The sequence below is a fragment of the Massilia sp. BHUDP2 genome (assembly GCF_046236355.1).
Lineage (GTDB): Bacteria > Pseudomonadota > Gammaproteobacteria > Burkholderiales > Burkholderiaceae_D > Telluria > Telluria varians.
Window position 1 is genome coordinate 210644 of the sequence record NZ_JBJUVW010000002.1, and the last position, 18667, is coordinate 229310.

The 18667-nt window shown below is 67.1% G+C and carries 13 protein-coding genes and 2 tRNA genes; 5 read left to right on the forward strand and 10 right to left on the reverse strand.

Going from position 1 to position 18667, the window contains the following annotated elements; all coding sequences use genetic code 11:
- Positions 1 to 57 precede the first annotated feature (57 nt).
- From ACK6C6_RS11695 to ACK6C6_RS11710, 4 genes are all read right to left on the reverse strand, one after another.
- Positions 58 to 1524 (reverse strand): iron-containing redox enzyme family protein, encoded by a 1467-nt coding sequence (locus tag ACK6C6_RS11695; protein WP_409267466.1) that lies wholly within the window; start codon positions 1522 to 1524, stop codon positions 58 to 60.
- Positions 1525 to 1657: 133 nt separating this feature from the next.
- Positions 1658 to 3427, reverse strand: a complete 1770-nt coding sequence (locus ACK6C6_RS11700) for a thiamine pyrophosphate-requiring protein (protein WP_409267467.1) — start codon at positions 3425 to 3427, stop codon at positions 1658 to 1660.
- A gap of 118 nt (positions 3428 to 3545) precedes the next feature.
- Positions 3546 to 4163: an isochorismatase family protein gene (locus ACK6C6_RS11705; protein WP_409267468.1), complete on the reverse strand. Its 618-nt coding sequence runs from the start codon at positions 4161 to 4163 to the stop codon at positions 3546 to 3548.
- 121 nt (positions 4164 to 4284) lie between these two features.
- On the reverse strand, positions 4285 to 5679 hold the full coding sequence (locus tag ACK6C6_RS11710; protein ID WP_409267469.1) for an amino acid permease: 1395 nt from the start codon (positions 5677 to 5679) through the stop codon (positions 4285 to 4287).
- Positions 5680 to 6064: 385 nt separating this feature from the next.
- Here ACK6C6_RS11710 and ACK6C6_RS11715 point away from each other — a divergent pair, with 385 nt between their 5' ends.
- Positions 6065 to 8101 carry a diguanylate cyclase gene (locus ACK6C6_RS11715; RefSeq protein ID WP_409267470.1) on the forward strand — a complete coding sequence of 679 codons (2037 nt, stop codon included), beginning with the start codon at positions 6065 to 6067 and terminating at the stop codon, positions 8099 to 8101.
- Here the strand turns inward: ACK6C6_RS11715 and ACK6C6_RS11720 are convergent.
- Positions 8098 to 10092 carry an MHYT domain-containing protein gene (locus tag ACK6C6_RS11720; RefSeq protein WP_409267471.1) on the reverse strand — a complete coding sequence of 665 codons (1995 nt, stop codon included), beginning with the start codon at positions 10090 to 10092 and terminating at the stop codon, positions 8098 to 8100. The genes ACK6C6_RS11715 and ACK6C6_RS11720 overlap by 4 nt on opposite strands.
- A gap of 78 nt (positions 10093 to 10170) precedes the next feature.
- Positions 10171 to 11190, reverse strand: coding sequence for a diguanylate cyclase domain-containing protein (locus ACK6C6_RS11725; protein ID WP_409267472.1), 1020 nt, complete (start codon positions 11188 to 11190; stop codon positions 10171 to 10173).
- A 207-nt stretch (positions 11191 to 11397) separates the two neighbouring features.
- Between ACK6C6_RS11725 and ACK6C6_RS11730 the strand changes: the two genes are divergently transcribed.
- From ACK6C6_RS11730 to ACK6C6_RS11740, 3 genes are all read left to right on the forward strand, one after another.
- On the forward strand, positions 11398 to 11679 hold the full coding sequence (locus ACK6C6_RS11730) for a helix-turn-helix domain-containing protein (RefSeq protein WP_409267473.1): 282 nt from the start codon (positions 11398 to 11400) through the stop codon (positions 11677 to 11679).
- A gap of 172 nt (positions 11680 to 11851) precedes the next feature.
- On the forward strand, positions 11852 to 12721 hold the full coding sequence (gene htpX, locus ACK6C6_RS11735; RefSeq protein ID WP_409267474.1) for a protease HtpX: 870 nt from the start codon (positions 11852 to 11854) through the stop codon (positions 12719 to 12721).
- Positions 12722 to 12757: 36 nt separating this feature from the next.
- Positions 12758 to 13789, forward strand: a complete 1032-nt coding sequence (locus ACK6C6_RS11740) for an AI-2E family transporter (RefSeq protein ID WP_209586768.1) — start codon at positions 12758 to 12760, stop codon at positions 13787 to 13789.
- Between the two features lie 93 nt (positions 13790 to 13882).
- On the opposite strand, the gene ACK6C6_RS11745 is transcribed toward ACK6C6_RS11740, so the two are convergent.
- The 3 genes from ACK6C6_RS11745 to ACK6C6_RS11755 form a co-directional block, all read right to left on the reverse strand.
- Positions 13883 to 13957: transfer RNA gene (locus ACK6C6_RS11745), tRNA-Val, on the reverse strand.
- 41 nt (positions 13958 to 13998) lie between these two features.
- Positions 13999 to 16068 (reverse strand): GDSL-type esterase/lipase family protein, encoded by a 2070-nt coding sequence (locus ACK6C6_RS11750; protein WP_409267475.1) that lies wholly within the window; start codon positions 16066 to 16068, stop codon positions 13999 to 14001.
- A gap of 23 nt (positions 16069 to 16091) precedes the next feature.
- Positions 16092 to 17690, reverse strand: a complete 1599-nt coding sequence (locus ACK6C6_RS11755; protein ID WP_409267476.1) for a DUF5605 domain-containing protein — start codon at positions 17688 to 17690, stop codon at positions 16092 to 16094.
- 189 nt (positions 17691 to 17879) lie between these two features.
- On the opposite strand from ACK6C6_RS11755, the gene ACK6C6_RS11760 reads away from it, so the two are divergent.
- Positions 17880 to 18518: a class I SAM-dependent methyltransferase gene (locus tag ACK6C6_RS11760; protein WP_409267477.1), complete on the forward strand. Its 639-nt coding sequence runs from the start codon at positions 17880 to 17882 to the stop codon at positions 18516 to 18518.
- Positions 18519 to 18573: 55 nt separating this feature from the next.
- Here the strand turns inward: ACK6C6_RS11760 and ACK6C6_RS11765 are convergent.
- A tRNA-Val gene (locus ACK6C6_RS11765) sits at positions 18574 to 18648 on the reverse strand.
- Positions 18649 to 18667 lie beyond the last annotated feature (19 nt).

Genomic DNA, 18667 nt, shown 5'->3' on the forward strand with positions numbered 1-18667 from the left:
ATAATTATTGAGCGCGCCGGATGTGGCCGGCGCGCGGGAATTCCGGTGGCGGCGGCCTCAAGCGTCGAACAGCCGCGTGTACATGCGGGTGGCCATCAGGCCGGCCGCCGTGTGGTGCACCTCGGGCGACATCAGGGCGCCCAGCAGCTCCATCGCTTCCTGCTTGCCGGCAGCCCCGGCCACCTTCTCCTCGAGCAGGCGCAGTTCATTGTCCGGCGCTTCCAGGCGCGGATGGCGGCGGATCAGGCCCCGTTCCGGGAAATGCGCGCTGCGGTCCGCGTGCTCGCCGAGGTTGTCCAGGGTGCGCTGGCGTGCGCGCCAGGTGAGCAGGCGCGGTCCCTCGGCGCGCTCGCCGCCGGGGGCCGACTGGATCCAGTCGCGCAGCACCTGCTGTTCATAGGCGTTGAAGACGCCGAACATCTCGGCCTTCTCGCCGTGCACCAGGCGCCAGAAGCGGCTGTGCTCGACCTCTTCGCCGCGCTTGATCCAGCCGGCCTTTTCCAGCGCCGCCAGGAAGTCGGGGATCTGCGATGACGTGGCCAGCCAGTCGTTGACCGAGCGGCCGGCGACGCGGCAGTAGTCCGAGTGCATGTTCTTGCCGACGCCGCTCTTGGCTGCGAGGATGTTCACCAGTTCGGCCTGCAGGTCGAACTCGGCGATGCACGAAGTAGTGCTGGCGCCGATGTCGTTCAGGCGGTAGCCGTCCAGCACGCGCCGATAGAAGGCTTCGCGGTCGCCCACGCGCGGCATCAGCTGCGTCAGGGCCTGCACCGCCTTCTGGGCATGGCCGCTGGCGGCATTGTCGACGGTGACGTGCAGCGTGAAGTAATACGGATCGATGCCGAATTCGTTCAGCTCGTACGAGGTGATGAGCAGGTGCAGCGGCAACTGCTCGTAGCCGAGGTTGTAGCCGATGACCTCGGGCAGGAAGTGCTCGGTGTTGTGGCCGAGCGCGAGCTGGATCGCGCCCTGCACGAAGTGATCCTCATCCAGGTGTTCCCAGCCCTCGCAGCCGTGGGTGGCCAGCAGCTTGCGGTAGATGGTGACGTGGTTCTTGCTTGGCGCACCCTCGCCCAGCTCTTCGAGGTAGGTCTTGATCAGCTCGTGGTAGGCCGGGTTGTCCCAGTGCTTGAGCAGGCCGTAGAGCCAGGCGCCGTCGACCAGCTTGGTCGGGGCCACCGCCTTGATGAAGTACAGGGCGTGCGCGCGGCAGGTAAAGTAGCGGCGCGGCGCGCCGTTCTTGCGCGCGGCCAGGTACTCGCGGTACTGGGCGCCGACGGCATCGGTGCGCTCCTCGACCCAGGCCGGCAGCTCGGCGATGTTCGACGGCAGGTCGGCCGGCAACGCCTGCACGGCGGCAACCTGTTCGGCAACATAGGCACGCGCCTCGTCCAGATGCGCTTGCGGATTCTGGTACAGCGAAAAGTACAGCGGCTTCGCGCGTTCCCGGGTGGCGGGAACGCGGCTTACTGCGACATCGGTAGTCTCTGCTAACAGCATCGAATTCATGGTCTCGGATGGCATTGTTGGTCTCTTGGGACGATTGCAACATTATCCGGCCTGGGCCATGTACACAGAATCGGTAGCGGCGCTGTGAGTATGTAAGAAAGGGATTACAAAAATACAAAGACGGGTCAGCCAAAATCTTACCAAATGGTCAATAATCGGACTGCGCATCGGCGCCGCGCCGCAGCTCCGCCGCCTCGCTGTCACCCTTCCCGATCGCCTCCTCGTACTGCTCGCGCTGCTTCTCGACCGTCTGCGGCGGCAGCGGCGGGATGTTCGGGTCCACCACCGCTTCCAGCACAAAGGGTTTGTCGCTCCCCAAGGCCCGCTCCCAGGCCGCACCCAGCTGTTCCGGATCCTCGATGCGCTCGCCGGCCAGGCCGAGCATGCGCGCATACTCGGCGTAGGAGAAATCGGGCAGCAGCTGCGACGGCTGGAACTTCGGTTCGCCCTGCATCCCGCGCTGCTCCCAGGTGACGAAGTTCAGGTCGCGGTTGTTCAGCACCAGCACGACGAAGGCCGCGTTCGCCCAGCGGCGATGCTGCCAGTGCCAAGCGACCGAGACCAGGCCGTTGATGCCGTTCATCTGCATGGCGCCGTCGCCGGCCAGCGCGATCACCGGGCGGTCCGGGTGGGCCATCTTGGCCGCGAGCGCGTAGGGCACGGCCGAACCCATGGTCGCGAGCGTGCCGGACAGCGAGGCCAGCATGCCGGGACGCAGCTGCAGGTGCAGCGCATACCAGGCCGCCACCGAGCCGGAATCGCCCGCCAGGATCACGCCCTCAGGCAGGCGCGGCGACAGTTCGGTGAACACACGCTGCGGATTGACCGGCTTGGCCGGCTCCAGGGCCTTCTGCGCCAGCTGGCGCCGGCTGTCCACAATATCGGCTTCGATTTTCCGGCGCCAGGCACGCTCACCCTTGCGTTCGAGATGGGGAATCATGGCGCGCAGCGTGGCCCTGGCGTCGCCCATCAGGTTGGCCTCCATCGGATAGCGCAGGCCCAGCATGCGGCCGTCGATGTCGATCTGGACGCCGCGCGCCTGCCCTTCGGGCGGCAGGAATTCGGCGTAGGGAAAACTCGAGCCCACCATCAGGAGGGTGTCGCAATCCTGCAGCATGGCGTTGCTGGCCCGGGTGCCGAGGATGCCGACCGATCCGGTGACAAAGGGCAGATCGTCCGCCAGCACGGCCTTGCCCAGCAGGGCCTTGGCCACGCCGGCGCCCAGCAGTTCGGCCACCTCTGCGAGTTCGTCGTGGGCCCCGTGGGCGCCCGCCCCGGCCAGGATCGCCACCTTGCTGCCGGCATTCAGGATCGCGGCCGCCGCCCGCAGCGCCTCATCAGGCGGCGCCAGGGCGCGGCTGCCGGCGCCGATCCCGCTGAAGGTGTAGCCGTGCTCGCGCGGCGGGTTCGGTACCGCGTCTTCCTCCTGCAGGTCGTTGGGCAGGATGATGCAGGTAACGCAGCGCTCGCTGAGGGCGATGCGCAGCGCGCGGTCGACCAGGTGGCGCACCTGCTCGCTCGAGATTGCCATCTGCACGTACTCGCCGGCGACGTCCTTGAACAGGCTGACGAGGTCGACTTCCTGCTGGTAGCTGGCGCCGAGCGCGCCGCGCTTCTGCTGGCCGACGATGGCCACCACCGGCTGGTGGTCGAGCTTGGCGTCGTAGAGGCCGTTCAGCAGGTGGATCGCGCCCGGTCCCGAGGTGGCCAGGCAGACGCCGACCTCGCCGGTGAACTTGGCGTGGCCGCAGGCCATGAGGGCCGCCATTTCCTCGTGCCGGGTCTGGATGAACTCGAGGGCGTCCTGGCGCCCGAAGGCGGCCATGATGCCGTTGATGCCGTCGCCTGGATAGCCAAAGATGCGCCGCACGCCCCATTGCCGCAGGCGTTCGAGCAGGAAGTCGCCGACCGTTGCCATTCGATTCCCCTTGCTGGTGGGCCCGCCGGGTGGCAGGCAGGAACCGGCAGGCTACGGCCTTTGGCGGGGCCGCACCGTGCGCTGGCGCGCATAGCAGGGCAAGCGGGCCAGGCCGTACCTAGAGCCGGGCGCCGAGCGCCACGTCGGCCACCAGCTGGCCGGCGGAGAGCCGCACCGGCACCGCGCCCCTGGCCAGCATGCGCGCGATGGCGCGGTCGCCGTCGCCGGGCTTGACTTCGACGGCGCGGGTCGCCTCCGGCACCAGCAGCATCTCGAAGCCGGCCTCGATCCCGTCCAGCACCGTATTGAGCACGCAGTAATCAGTGGCCAGGCCGCACACCGCCAGCCGGGTGATGCCGTCGGCAAGCATGCTGCGCGCCAGGCCGGTGCCGTTGAAGGCGGAGTAGGCATCCTCGGCCGCCGTCAGGGCCTTGGAGATCACGATCGCCTCCTCGGGCAGCTGCACGGCTTCGCTGAACAGGGCGCCCTCGGTGGCCGCCACGCAATGCGGCGGCCAGGGTCCGCCCTGGGCCGTGAACGAGCAATGGTCCTCGGGATGCCAGTCGCGCGAGGCGTAGATGGGCAGGCCACGCTCGTGGTACAGGTCGATCAGCGCGTTGATCGGGGCGATGACGAGGTCGCCGCGCGGCACGGCCAGCGCGCCGCCGGGAAGGAAGTCGTTCTGCAGGTCGACGATCAGGAGGGCGTCGCCCTTGCCGAGCACGATGGCGCTCATGGAAGCATTCTCCGTTAGTGGAACTGCGGCCAAGCTTACCACGGAGGACGGACGGGAGCCGGAACGGAAAACGCCCGGCCACTTGCGTGGACCGGGCGTTCAGGGTGTCGCTGGCGCAGGCTTACTGCTTGTTCAGCAGCGAGCGCTGGCGGGCATACAGGAAGTACACGGCCAGGCCGATGGCGATCCATACGACGAAGGCCACCCAGGTGTGCCAGCTCAGGAAGGACATCAGGGTCAGGCAGAAGATGATGGCTAGCGCCGGGATCACCGGCACGCCCGGGCAGCGGAAGGCGCGCGGCAGGTCCGGACGCTTCTTGCGCAGGATGATCACGGCCACCGACACCAGCGAGAACGCGGCCAGGGTGCCGATGTTGACCAGTTCCGCCAGGACGCCCAGCGGCACCACGGCGGCGATCAGGCCGAACACGATGCCGACCATCCAGGTGGCGAAGTACGGGGTGCCATACTTCGGATGCACTTCCGACAGCTTGGCTGGCAGCAGGCCGTCGCGGGACATCGCGAACAGGATGCGGGTCTGGCCGTAGGCCATCACCAGCATCACGGTGCTCATGCCCAGGATCGCGGCGAGGTCGACGAAGCCGGCGACCCAGTTCTGGCCCGCGTACTGCAGGGCCAGCGAGACCGGGTGGTCGACGCCCTTGAAGTTCATGTAGGGCACGATGCCGGTCATGATGGCGGCGACGATCACGTACAGCACGGTGCAGACCGCCAGCGAACCGAGAATGCCGATCGGCAGGTCCCTGGACGGGTTCTTGACTTCCTCGGCGGCCGAGGTGACGGCGTCGAAGCCGATGAAGGCGAAGAACACCAGCGCGGCGGCGCTCATCACGCTGCCGAAGCCGAAGGGCATGAAGGGCTGCCAGTTGTCCGGCTTGACGTAGCCGACACCGACCACGATGAACAGGATCACCACGCCAGTCTTGATGACCACCATGACGTTGTTCATGCGCGCCGACTCGCGTACGCCCATCGACAGGATCCAGGTCAGGAAGATCATGATCAGGAAGGCCGGCAGGTTGAACACGGTAGCCACGCCCGGCTGCGCGCCCGGCGCCGCGCGCAGCGCTTCCGGCAGCACGAAGCCGAAGCCGCCCATCAGCGACTGGAAGTAGCCCGACCAGCCGACCGCGACGGTCGAGGTGGCGAGGCCGTACTCGAGCAGCAGGTCCCAGCCGATCATCCAGGCAACGATCTCGCCCAGGGTGAAGTAGCTGTAGGTGTAGATCGAGCCCGCTACCGGCACGCTCGAGGCGAATTCGGCATAGCAGAGCGCGGCGAAGCCACACGCGAAGGCGGCGACGATGAAGGAGAGGGTCAGGGCCGGGCCGGCGGTGACCGCGCCGGTACCGGTCAGGACGAAGATGCCGGTGCCGATGATGGCGCCGATGCCCATCATGACGAGGTCGAGCGGGCCAAGCACTTTCTTGAGGCCGCCCGGCTTCTGGGCCGCCGCGACCATCGTGTCAAGATTTTTGGTTCTGAAAAGACTCACTACTGGTTCTCCAATCAAAAAATAGTATGGTTCCGCGTCTTGTGTTTGCCGCTGCACCGTATGCCTTGCGTGCTCGCCATCCGGCCGCTTAGACCGCATGCCCGACCCGTGAACCGACTCTCGCCTCTTGCCGCTTCCGCTCCTGCCCGAAGCCGCAGACGTGACATTATCACCAGATTGCTAGTCGGAATCAAAGTAAAGTAATGAAAACCGAATAATTCTTTTGTTTCAATCAAAAAACCACGACCGTTGCGTATTCGTCCTGGCCGCGCGGCGCTGCTTGATTTCCACAAGTCAACAGAACATAATCTTTCTGTCGCCGCGCCCGGCGGCGCCGGGCTCTTCCGGCCTCCACGTACCCCATCTTTTGCTGCAGCTGCGCACCATGACGACTCGACAGGCATCGCACCAGGCGATGCGCACCTGGCGCCGGCCCCTGCCCGCCCTGCTGCTGGCGCTGGCCTGCGCCGCCGCGGTCCCTGGCGCGCAGGCCGTGGCTGCAGGTCCGGTCGCGGCGGAGCTGCGCCTGCGCGAGCTGGGCCAGCTGGCCGAGCGCAGCAATCCCGATGCGCGCGCGCGCCTGCTGGCGGAAGCGCCCGCGTTCACCGAGGGCGCACCCTATGCCCTCCACGTCGCCTACCTGCGCCTGCTGCGCCGCATCCATATCGACGCCGGCCGGCTGGCGGACAGCTATGCGGTCGACGAACGCATCATCCGGCTCGCCACGCGCGAGGGCGACGCCCTGCAGCTGGCCCTGGCCAGCCTGGGGCGGGTCCACAAGCGGCTCAACGACAACGACCCGGCCGGCGCGATGGCCCTGCTGGAAAACCTGAACACCGCGTACCGCGAGCTGCACAGCACCGAGTTCGCTGCGAATGCCGAAACGGCATATGGCGCGATCTACAACACCACCGGCCAGCACGACCGCGCCCTCGCGCACTACCTGCGCGCCCTCGAACTGGTGCAGCGCAGCCCGAAGCTGTGGAGTCCGCGCGAAGCCGACCTGCGCCTGGCGCTGGCGCGCCTGTACGTGAACAGCGGCGACCCGGTCAAGGCCCTCGACACCACGCGCGCCTACCGCGAGGCGCGCGCCGGCGAGGAACTCCCGCCGCGGGTCGAAGCCCTGATGTACTTCCTCGACGGCCGCGCCTACGTCACCCTGCGCCAGCTGCCGCAGGCGCACGCCGCCTTCGAGCACGCGCTGGCATTGGCGCGCAAGCACGACCTGCGCTGGATCGAGGCGAGCGTGCTGGGCAACGTCTCCGACGCTTACCTGCGGGCCCAGCGCTGGGTCGAGGCCGAGCGCGCCGCCCGCGCTGCCGTGGCGCTGTCCGAGGCGGTGACCGACCAGAGCATCATCCAGATGGTCTATGCCAACCTCGGTTTCGCGCTGTTCGGCCAGGGCCGGATGGCCGAAGGCACGGTCCACATCGACCGCACCGCGCAGGAACTGCGCAAGGCCGGCGCCATGCTGGCGGTGTCGAACATCCTGGCCGAGAAGGGCGAAGCCCTGGAACGGGCCGGCCTGCACAAGCAGGCGCTGCAGACGGTGCGCGAGCGCGAGAAGATCCAGGAATCGCTGGAACTGGAGCGCCGCGACAAGGCCTTCGCCGCATTGCAGGAACAGTTCAATGCGAAACAGCGCGCCGCCCAGATCGACCGCCTGCGCCAGGAAAACGCGGTCAAGGACGCCGAGATCGACAACCGCAACCTGCGCCTGGCCCTGGCCTCGCTCGGCGCCGGCATCGCCCTGCTGCTGTCCGCCTTCGTGTTCATGCTGTACCGGAAGTCGCAGGCGACCAGCTTGCGCCTGGCCGAACTGAACGCCGAGCTGGCGCACCGCTCGGCGCACGACCCGCTCACCGGCCTGTACAATCGCCGCTCCTTCGTCGACCGCATGCGCGCCCAGCAGGCGGCCAGCGACGACTGCTTCACGCTGCTCGACATCGACCACTTCAAGCGCATCAACGACCAGCACGGCCATGCCGCCGGCGACGCGGTGCTGGTCGAGGTGGGACGCCGCCTGAACGGGGTGGTGCGCGACACGGACATGGTGCTGCGCTGGGGCGGCGAGGAATTCCTGGTGTATTCGCAGGGCGTGAGCGAGGCCCGGCGTCCGCTGCTGGTGCAGCGCATCCTGAACGCCATCGCCGGCACGCCGGTGCTGCTGGAAGACGGCACCGCTCTCTCGGTGAGCGCGACTGCCGGCGCAGTCTCGCTACCGCTCGGCTCGAGCGAAGCTTTTGGCTGGGAACAGGCGATCGCGCTGGCGGACCGCGCGCTCTACAAGGGCAAGGAAGCGGGCCGCAACCGGGCCTTCATCGTCGAGGGCGTGGAAGCCGCGGGCGCGAACCCGGGCCTGGAGCGCCAGCTGCAGCTGCACCTGGTGCTGCCCGACCTGCAGTTACACCCGGCCGCTTAGGCCGAGCGGCTCAGGGCGCTGCGCCCCGCCATCCCCACCATCGTCTGCAACAGCACCGCCGGCCGCAGCGGCTTGGCCAGGTATTCGTCGAAGCCCGCCGCCAGGGCGCGCTGCTGGTCTTCGCGGCGCGAAAAGGCGGTGAGCGCGATCGCCGGCACGCCGGCCAAGGTCCTGTCACGCTCCGCCCGGACCTGCCGGATCAGCTCGAAGCCGTCCATCAGGGGCATGCCGATGTCGCTGATCAGGAGGTCGGGACGGTGGCGCTCGAGCATGCGCAGGGCATCCGCCGCGCCCGTCGCGGTCACGATCCGGGCGCCGCTCTCGGCCAGCACCTGCTGCACCAGTTCCAGCGAATCGGGTTCGTCGTCCACCACCAGCAGCGTCAGCCCGGCCAGGCTGCCGCCCGCCTGGCCGGCCGGCTCGTCAACCGGGCCGGGCGACGCCGCCGCGGCAGGTTCGGCCATGGCCATGCCCCGATGGATCGGCAGGTGCACGGTGAAGGTGGCGCCGCGCCCCACCCCGCTGCTGGCCACCGTGATGGCGCCGCCCTGCAGCTCGACCAGTTGGCGCGCGATCGCCAGGCCCAGCCCGAGGCCGCCATGGCGCCGCGCGGACGAGGAATCGGCCTGGCGGAAGCGGTCGAACACATAGGGCAGGAATGCGGGATCGATGCCGATGCCGGAGTCGGCGACGTCGATCGCCACCGCGTCGCCTTCGCGCCGCACGCTCACCGCGACCCGGCCGCCCGGCTCGGTGAACTTGATCGCGTTCGACACCAGGTTCGACAAGACCTGCTGCATGCGCCCGAGGTCGCCCAGCACCGGCCCGGCGTCGTAGTCGACCTCGGCCACCAGCTGGATCTGCTTGCCGAGCGCCGCCGGACGCGCGGTCTCGAGTGCGGCGTTGACGAATTCGGCCGGCGTCACGGCTTTCGCTTCCACGCGTATCTTGCCGGCGATCAGACGGCTCATGTCGAGCATGTCCTCGATCAGCTGCGACTGGGCGCGCGCATTGCGCTCGATGGTTTCCAGGCCGCGGCGCAGCATGGCCTCGTCGCGATGGCCCTGCAGCAGCAGCTGCGACCAGCCCAGCATGGCATTGAGCGGCGTGCGCAATTCGTGCGACAGGGTGGCCAGGAATTCGTCCTTCAACTGGCTCAGGTGCTCGGCCTCGACCCGCGCTTTCTGCTCGCGCAGGTAGAGTTCCTGGCGCTCGGCAGCCGCCTCCTGCGAGGCCGCCAGGGTGCGGTTGCGCGCCTCCAGGCGGGTATCGAACACCGCCGCCAGCAGCGCGATGCCGAGCACCGCGAAGCTGGCCACGGCGACCAGGATGGCCAGGTGGTCCTGGTTGACGCCGTTGTCGGCGGCGCGGCAGACGCTGGCGGCATCGAAGTGGGCCGCGGCCATGCCGGTGTAGTGCATGCCCGCGATGGCGCCGCCCATGACGACGGCGGCGCCCAGCTGCAGCAGGCGCGGATGCCTGACGTTCTCGTTGAGGCGGAAACCGATCCACAGCGCGCCGGCGGAGGCGCCGATGGCGATCGCCACCGAGGCGGCGAACAGCCAGGGATCGTAGCGGATGGCAGGGTCCATGCGCATGCCGGCCATGCCGGTGTAGTGCATCGCATTGATGCCCAGGCCCATCAGGACCGCGCCCCAGGCCAGGTGGCGCACGGAGAGTTCGCGGTGGCGCAGCTGCCACAAGGCCAGCCCGGACACGACCACCGGCAGCAGCCAGGACACGAAGGTGATCAGGGGATCGTAGGCGAGCGGCATCGGCAGGCGGAAGGCCAGCATGCCGATGAAGTGCATGGCCCAGATGCCGCTACCCATGGCGAAGGCGCCGCCCGCCATCCAGGCATGCGGCGCATGGCCGTGCGACTGCTTGACCCGCATCGACAGGCTCAGGGCCGTGTACGAGGCGAAGATCGCCACCAGGATCGAGAGCAGCACCAGCGTTGGTTGGTAATGGCCGATCAGCATAGGAGCCATTCAAATCCCTTCATGTCCGCACCAGGCACGGCGCAGGCCTGGCGATCCGAGTGTACACGACGCCAGCCGGACCTGGCGCTATCGAATCTGACAGGACAGGACGGCCGCGGCCGCGACGTCGCCGTCGACCACCACCCGGTCGCGTCCGCCGCGCTTGGCGGCATACAAGGCCTTGTCGGCCGCCTCGATCAGCTGGGCCGGTTCGATCGCGCGGCCGCGCTCGATGCCGGCCACCCCGATACTCAGGGTCACATAAGGACGGACCGCCGCCGGGGCATGCGGCAAACCCAGCGAAGCCACGTGTTCGCGGATCGCGTTCGCATGGGCGCGCGCCTGCTCGATCGTGGTGTCGGGCAGGATCGCCGCGAACTCCTCGCCGCCGTAGCGCGCGGCGACATCGGCCGGACGCTTGCACATCGCGGCCAGCGCCTGCGCCACGGTGCTCAGGCAGGCGTCGCCCTCCTGGTGGCCGAAGTGGTCGTTGTAGGCCTTGAAGGAATCGATGTCCATCAGGAGCAGCGCCAGCGCGCCGCCGTTGCGCTGTGCGCGGCGCAGCTCGCGGTCGAGGGCGACGTCGAAATGGCGGCGGTTGGCGATGCCGGTCAGGCCGTCCACATAGGAACGGGCGCGCAGCGATTCCGCGTGGTCGAGCAGGCGCCGCTCGCGGTCGAAGGCAGAGCTGACATCGCGGATCTCGACCAGGCAGAAGCGCTCGCCGCCTTCGCTGAAGGGCGTCACGCTCACCGCCTGCTCGATGCGCGCGCCATCGAAGCTGTCCGCCTCGCGCAGCGGGAACGGGGCGCGGCCGCTCGAGGCCGGGATGGTGGTCGCGGTCTCCTCGGTGAGGGCGGCCAGCACCGCCGACTCGACCCGCGAGCCGCGCAGTTCCGGGAAGACCTCGAACAAGGAACGCTCGCGCACCCGCGCGGCGGCGTAGCCCGAGCGCGGCACCATCCAGCCGTTCCACAGGACGATTTCCTGGTCGGCGTCGAGCACGATCAGGCCGGAGTTGACGAGGTTGACGGCGCGCGTGGCGAAACTGCTCGCAGCAGCGCTGGCGGGGTCGGTCTTGGTATTCATCGCCGGGCGGGTGGACATTCCAATATGATGACAAAAAGCAACTTCCGGATCATACCCGAGTTTGCGTCGCCGTTGGCCCCTGTGCCAAAAGTTCAGTTTACAAAAAGTGCATGGTCGTGATTTTTCGTGAGCCTTGGGGTATCTCTTTCCGGCTACGATCAAGTCTTTGGTGCGGCCCATCCGGTCGCAGGTGAGATCGACATGGGCGAACGAAAGGGATTACCAATGGCTGGCAAGATGGGTGAGGAATTCGGTGTGGACACCGTCGGAATAGACCTGGTAGCGGAACCGGCGTCCCAGAACGCGCCCTGGCCCGCCGCGCCGCACGAACTGCGCCGGCTGCGCATCCGCAAGCGCGAAAGCCAGGAGAAATTCTGGAGCCGCTTCGGCGTCACCCAGTCCAGCGGCAGCCGCTTCGAGACCGGCGTCGTGATCCCGCCGCCGGTCGCGATCCTGCTGCGCCTGTACGTCAACGGCACCCTCAAGGACGAAGACCTGCACGGTTGAGCCCTCCCGCGGGGCGCCGGGCATGCGCCCCAGAGGTAGCACTTCTGTATTTATGAAGTAAAACTTCGAATTTCTTCGCTTTTCCCAGACCAGCCGGGTGCGTTATCCTTATGGCTGAGCAGGACCGGCCCCCAGGCCGTCCTGCCGCTATCGATCAACGCATACCGGAACCATGAAACGCACCGTACTTCTTATCGCCACCAACCTTGCCATCATGCTGGTGCTGGGCATTTCCGCCAGCCTGCTGGGTGTCAACCGCTTCCTCACCGCCAACGGCCTGAACCTCGGCGCCCTGCTCGTCTTCGCCGGCCTGATGGGCTTCGGCGGCGCCTTCATCTCGCTCCTGATCAGTAAACCCATGGCCAAGTGGTCGACCGGCGCGCGCGTGATCGGCCACCCCTCGAACGCGACCGAAGCCTGGCTGATGGCCACCGTGGCGGCCCAGGCCCAGCGCGCCGGCATCGCCATGCCGGAAGTCGCCGTGTACGAAGGCGAACCGAATGCCTTCGCCACCGGCGCCTCGAAGAACGCGTCGCTGGTGGCGGTGTCGACCGGCCTGCTGACGTCCATGACGCAGGACGAGGTCGAGGCCGTGCTGGCGCACGAGGTCGCGCACATCGCCAATGGCGACATGGTGACGCTGACCCTGATCCAGGGCGTGGTGAACACCTTCGTGATCTTCCTGGCGCGCGTGGTCGCCTACGCGGTCGACAGCTTCCTGCGCAAGGACGAGGAAAGCAGCGGGCCGGGCATCGCGTACACCATCACCGCCATCGTCTGCGATATCCTGTTCGGTATCCTGGCCAGCATCATCGTGGCCTGGTTCTCGCGCCAGCGCGAATTCCGTGCCGACCGCGGCGCCGCGCAGATCATGGGCACGCCGCGTCCGATGATCGATGCGCTGGCACGGCTGGGCGGCATCAGCGCCGGCGCGCTGCCGAAGAACATGGCGGCGTCGGGCATCGCCGGCGGCGGCGTGATGTCGCTGTTCAGCAGCCACCCGTCGTGCGAGGAGCGCATCGCTGCACTCCAGCGCGCCTGAACACTTAACACAACATAACAAGGGGTCCAGGCCAGGATGCGCTACTCGTCACTCGTGCTGCCGGTGCTGTTCACAATCGCACTGGCGCTGCTGCTGCAGCACTTCCTCGGCTCGCTGGCCTGGGCCGGCCTGCTGGCGGTCATTACCTGGCCGCTGCACGAACGCCTGCAGGCGCGCGGGCTGCCGCGCATGGCCAGCGCCAGCATCCTGCTCGGATTGCTGGTGCTGTGCTTCGTCGGTCCCTCGCTGCTGCTGTTCAAGGCGCTCGGCAACGAGCTGGTCGGCCTGCAGCGCCTGCTGGCCGAGCTCAACGAAGTCGGGGTGCCGGCGCCAGCCTGGCTGGCCGGCATCCCGGTGGTGGCCGAGCGTATCCTGGAATGGTGGAACGAGCACCTTGCGGTGCCGGGCGGCCTGAACGCGCTGATCCAGTCCACCCTGGGCGGCGTCATGCCGCACCTGACGGGCGCGGCGCGCTTCTGGGGCTCGGTGATCCTCGCCAATGCCCTGTACCTGTTCCTGACCCTGCTCACCCTGTTCATCCTCTACCTGCACGGCCCCGCCGTGGTGCGCTACGTCGATGGCGCAGGCAGCCGCCTGCTGCCCGACCACTACGGCAACCTGCGCCGCATCCTGCCCCTGTCCGTGCGCGGCACCGCACTCGGTCTGTGCTCGATCGCGCTGCTGGAGGGGATCGTGCTGGGGGTTGCCTACTACGTCGCAGGCGCGCCGGCCCCGGCGATGCTGGGCGTGATCACCGGCTACCTGGCCCTGATCCCGGGCGGCGCGCCACTCTCCTTCACCATGGTCTCGCTGCTGCTGCTCGGCCAGGGCAACGCGGGCGCCGCGCTGGGGCTGTTCACCTGGGGCGCGGTGGAGCTGTTCATGGTCGACAAGTTCATCCGCCCGAAACTGATCGGCCACCGCGTCAACCTGCCTTTCCTGGCGGTGCTGTTCGGCCTGCTGGGGGGCGTGTCGACGCTGGGTGTGATCGGGCTGTTCGTGGGGCCCTTCATGATGGCGGTGCTGTTCAGCTGGCTGCGCGAAGGACAAGTGACGCCCAGGACTTGATACTCGGGGGCGGGCGCGCAGCATGCCCGTTCTCCCGGACCTTGAAATGCAAAAAGGCCCGCAACGTTTTCACGTTGCGGGCCTTTCTTATCCTGGTGGGAAGTGCAAGTTTCGAACTTGCGACCCCTGCAGTGTGAATGCAGTGCTCTACCCCTGAGCTAACCTCCCGAGTGCGCGTATTATGCACTATCTATTGAGATTCATCAATATCAAACCGGATTATCGTTCTCCGCTTTCGGCGGCTGCGCCAGCACCCACATGAAGTACAGCGCCTTCGCCGCCTTGGCGCGGCTGACGAGCGCCTTCGGTTCGAGCTGGCTGCCATTGAGCATGCGGCCGCGCTGGATCCCTGCCTCCGCGCGCACCAGGCCGAGTGCATAGGCCTCTTTCAAGCTGGCGACATACGCGGCCGACACCTCGCCGCGATCGAGCAAACGCTCCCAGCCGACCAGCGGGTAGTACATGGCGCCCTGCGCGCCGCTGTCGAGGTTGGGGTCGTAGCCGGGCGCGCCCGGCAGCACGGTCTTGCCGTTGTAGTCGGTCATGTAGGCCGGCCTGGCGGCGAAGCGGGCGCGGTAGGCATCGAGCAGGATCACGCCCATCAGTTCGCGCGAGAGCGGGCCGTCGGCGTACTGCGCCAGCCTGCCCGCAGGAAGCTGCATCGCCTTGGCGAGCGCCGCGGCGAACTCGCGGGTCTGCATGGTCTGCTGCGGATTGAAATTGCCTTGCGCATCCTTGCTCAGGACGCGCAGTTGCAGCAGCTTCTCGACCTGGTCGCGGTAATACGCGCCCTCGCCGGCAACGATGTCGCGTGCGGTTTCAGGATGGATCGGCGACCAGTCGCCGGCGGTGATCGCGGCCCGCACTTCGCTGCGCAGTCCGGCGACGATGCCGGCAGCGACACTGTCGCCCTGCCCGGCCAGCCGCGCCAGTTCACCGACGACCATGCGCGCATACTGTTTCGACAGCGACTCGCGGAAATGGGTGCCGTCGATCTTGTTGGCGGGGTGGCCGTTGGCGTAGCTGCCGTCGTTGGTCTTGCCGGGCGTCTCGCCGGCCTCGATCGCCATCACCATCGGCATGATGCCCGTGACGCCCACCTCGTTGTAGTAGTCGACGCTGCGCGCGTTCAGGTCCACCACCGTGACCCCATGCGCCGCGCCCAGCCTTTTCATCAGCGCGGGGAAGCGGCGCTTGCTGAAGGAATCGACGAACGCGTCGCCGGGTCGCGCGTTGCCGCTCACGCGCGACATCGGCGTGACGAAGACCGGCACCATGCCGCGCGCACGGATCGCCGGCAGGTAGAATTCGGTAATGAAGGTCTCGTACATCGCCTCGGTCGATCCGCGCCCGAAGCGCCGCGCCTCGTCCAGGCTTTCGTCGTTGTGGCCGAACTGGATCATCACGATGTCGCCGACACGGCCGTCCATCAAGAGGTCATTGAGCCGCCCTTCCGCATAGGCGTTGCGAAAGGACCGCCCGCCCATCGAATAATTCAGCAGCCTGATCTTGCGCGGGTCGAACAGCTTGTCGACGACCTGCCCCCAGCCGCTCATCGGCGCCTCGTCGAAGGTATAGGATTTGACGGTCGAATCGCCCAGCGTGTAGATGGTGGGCAGCCTGCCGGCCTCCCGCGCCTGGGGCGCGATCGGCGTGAGCACGATGTCCTCGACGCCGACCGGCGTACCGGTACGCTTCGGCTCGATCTCGATGTCGATGAAGCCGCGCCCGTTGACGTAGCGATAGGACCATTGCCTGCCTTGTGCGCTGATCACCGTCCTGTTCGGCAGCAGGCTGGCGGCATCCCAGAACACGCCGGGCGCCAGGCGGCTGGCCTGCATGCCGGTCACCGAGACGATGGTGTCCTCGATCGGCGAGGTGGTGTTGACCCTGATCGCGTAGGCGCCCGGGGGCGCCTTGATGCGAAACGCCATGCCATAGTTGTTGTAATGGTCCTTCTCGAAGCCCTTCCCCATCTCGAAGGCCGGCTCGGTGATTGCGAAGCCCTTGCCATCGCTACGGATCCCGCTCGTGTGAACGGTGCGGGCGGGCAGTGCCCCGGTACGGTCGACGAAACCGTAGCCCAGGGCGGCGTCGTACAAGGGCGCGCCGCTATCCGCACTCCACTTGACCTGGATGGCGCCAGGCGCCGGCTGGCTGCCGAAATGAAAGTGCAACGGGTGCGCAGGCGCTTGCGCTGCCGCCAGCGCGGGCAGGCACAGCGCCAGGCCCGCCAATGCATGGCGCAGCCTGGCGCTGCGATCGATACTGAAGTTCATGTGCTTCGCTTTACTGGTGGGTGTCAATCGTCGGCGCCGGCGCCGGGCAGCGGCGCGCCGGGACCGGTGGGCATGGCGCCGACGCGCTGGATGCGCAAGGCCATGTAGCGCTTGCCCGGCAGCGCGAGCACGCGCTTGTCCTTGTCGGCGACGCGGTAGCGCGTCAGCTCGCCGATTTCGAAGGTGCCGGGCACCGGATCGACCGTCATGTTCCAGGTGTCGATCAGGTCCACCTTGAAGCGCATCCCTTTCTTGAGTTCGCCGACCGGCAGCACGAAGGGCCATTCGCGCGGACGCTCGTCCCCAAAATAATATAAATAGTATTCACCCGCCTTGCCGGCCGCGTTCATCACGAACAGCTGGTCGATCGGTTTGAGTCCTTCCGGCGGACCGCTTTCCACGATCTTGCGCAGGAAGCCGATCCGCTCGGGGCTGGTGCCGGCCAGGAAGCCGCCGCCGCCGATCCAGCCGTTGTCGAGGATCTCGCCGTGCGTGGCGTAGGCGCCCCCGGTCAGCGCAATCCAGAAGCGGCGCGTCAGTTCTTCGCCGCTGAGCTGACCCCAGCGGCTGGCCGAATTGCCTTCGTAGTTGATCTCGTCGTGCACGATGGGCTTGCGGTAGATGTCGCGCAGCAGCGGCGAGACGCCGAAGACCTTGACCGCGTTGTAGTACTGCAGGCTCACGTGCGTGACCCAAGGCTTGTTGTAGTCGTAGATGCGGTCGGCATTGTGGATCGAACGCAGGTGGCCGTAGGGGTCGTATTTCTGGACGATCTGGAAGTAGCGGTCGAAGTCCTCGTCGCTCAGGTGCTTGATGTAGCTGTTCTCGTTGGCCAGGCTCCACCAGATGTTCTGGAAGGCCGCGAAGCGCGCCACCATGTAGCGCACGAAGCGCTGGTTGACGGCGTCGCTGGTGGTGTCGAAGCCCCACTGGCCCTTGTCGTAGGGCCGGAACAGGATCAGGTCGACCTGGATGCCGAGATCCGAGAGCCGCTTCACGTCCCGCTCCAGATTCTGGAAGTACACGGGGTTGAAGCGCGAGAAGTCGAAGTCGGCGCGCGAACTGCCCACGAACGGGAACTCGGTGAGCTTGCCCGGGCCGCTGAGGTAGTTCGGCTTGTAGGGCGGCACCGCCAGCATGCGCGCCTTGTTGAAAGCGTGTTTCTGCAGGGTGGCCAGGGTTTGCAGCTTCTTCGCTTCCGGCTGGAAGGCCCATTCATAGACGGTGGTGCCGAAGGGGTAGAAAGGCGTGCCGTCGGCATGGGCGAAGTGGTGGACCTTGGCCACCCGCACCGGCCCCTTGTTAGCGCTCTCGACGGAAAGAAAACTGCCCTGCTTTCCGTCCAGGTCCTGATGGTTGCTGCGCGTGACCCAGGTCCATGCGCCGACGCTGGGCGGCATGAAGCGGATCCGGTAGGTGCCCTTACCGTCGTAGAAGCCTTCCGGACTGAAGCTCTCGGCGCCCTTGGTGAAGGTGGCGCTCAGCTCGAGGTCGACGAAGGGATTGCCGGCATCCTGCCCCTTCAGGACGATCTCGTAGACGCCATACCTGTCGACGCGTTCCTGAGCCAGGGCGCTTGCGGCACCGCAGAACATGAACAGCAGCACGAGCAAGTATTTCATGAGGTCCCCAGCAATGTTGTACGATGACTGATCACAAGAACATAGCAGAGCCCGCTCTCAAACTCAAGCAGCGGTGCGCTGGTCGCTCCCGTTTGGAGGGAAGTCATCGTACATCCACAAGGCTTGAGCCCGCCGGTGCACGAATCGGGTAAGCTTGGAGGAATCGATCGATCACCCAGGAGTTCCCGCGTGCCCGACCAGCTTCCCTCCCCACCCAATCAGGCCGCAAGCGCGCCGGCTTCGCCGATGCGCCGCCGCGCGGTCCACGGTACGGCCGCCCTGGCCGGTGCCTCATTGGTCCCGGCACTCATCCTGCCCCCGCACGCCGCGGCTGCGCGGCTGCCGGTCGTGCCCTATGTCTCCACGCCACCGGATGTGGTGCGGCGCATGCTGGCGCTGGGCCGGGTCGGCCGCGACGACACCGTCTACGACCTGGGCTGCGGCGACGGCCGCATCGTGATCGAGGCGGCGCGGCGTCATGGCGCACGCGGCGTCGGCATCGACCTGGATCCCGCGCGCATCCGCGAAGCGCGCGAGAATGCGCGCCGTGCCGGCGTGGAGCGGCGGGTACGCTTCCAGCAGGCAGACCTGTTCGCGACCGATTTCAGTCCGGCCACGGTGGTCATGCTGTATTTGCTGTTCGAGGTGAACCTGAAGTTGATGCCGCAGCTATGGCGCCAGCTGCGCCCGGGCAGCCGCGTGGTGTCGCACGACTTCCACATGGGCGGACAGTGGCCGCCCGAGCAGATCGTGCGGATCCGCGACCATTCCCTGTACGCCTGGACCATTACGCCCGACCTCAGGGCGTACGCGACGCAACAGCCGTGAAAACAAAAAAGACGCTGACTGCCATCGCAATCAACGTCTTTCTTGAGTAAATTCTTGGTGGGAAGTGCAAGTTTCGAACTTGCGACCCCTGCAGTGTGAATGCAGTGCTCTACCCCTGAGCTAACCTCCCGAAGCGAGGCGTATTATGC

Bases quoted from the DNA above. Each gene is read 5' to 3' on its own strand.
- ACK6C6_RS11695 (WP_409267466.1), bottom strand. From the start codon at position 1,524: ATGCCATCCGAGACCATGAATTCGATGCTGTTAGCAGAGACTACCGAT.
- ACK6C6_RS11700 (WP_409267467.1), bottom strand. From the start codon at position 3,427: ATGGCAACGGTCGGCGACTTCCTGCTCGAACGCCTGCGGCAATGGGGC.
- ACK6C6_RS11705 (WP_409267468.1), bottom strand. From the start codon at position 4,163: ATGAGCGCCATCGTGCTCGGCAAGGGCGACGCCCTCCTGATCGTCGAC.
- ACK6C6_RS11715 (WP_409267470.1), top strand. From the start codon at position 6,065: ATGACGACTCGACAGGCATCGCACCAGGCGATGCGCACCTGGCGCCGG.
- ACK6C6_RS11720 (WP_409267471.1), bottom strand. From the start codon at position 10,092: ATGGCTCCTATGCTGATCGGCCATTACCAACCAACGCTGGTGCTGCTC.
- ACK6C6_RS11725 (WP_409267472.1), bottom strand. From the start codon at position 11,190: ATGTCCACCCGCCCGGCGATGAATACCAAGACCGACCCCGCCAGCGCT.
- ACK6C6_RS11730 (WP_409267473.1), top strand. From the start codon at position 11,398: ATGGCTGGCAAGATGGGTGAGGAATTCGGTGTGGACACCGTCGGAATA.
- htpX (WP_409267474.1), top strand. From the start codon at position 11,852: ATGAAACGCACCGTACTTCTTATCGCCACCAACCTTGCCATCATGCTG.
- ACK6C6_RS11740 (WP_209586768.1), top strand. From the start codon at position 12,758: ATGCGCTACTCGTCACTCGTGCTGCCGGTGCTGTTCACAATCGCACTG.
- ACK6C6_RS11750 (WP_409267475.1), bottom strand. From the start codon at position 16,068: ATGAACTTCAGTATCGATCGCAGCGCCAGGCTGCGCCATGCATTGGCG.
- ACK6C6_RS11755 (WP_409267476.1), bottom strand. From the start codon at position 17,690: ATGAAATACTTGCTCGTGCTGCTGTTCATGTTCTGCGGTGCCGCAAGC.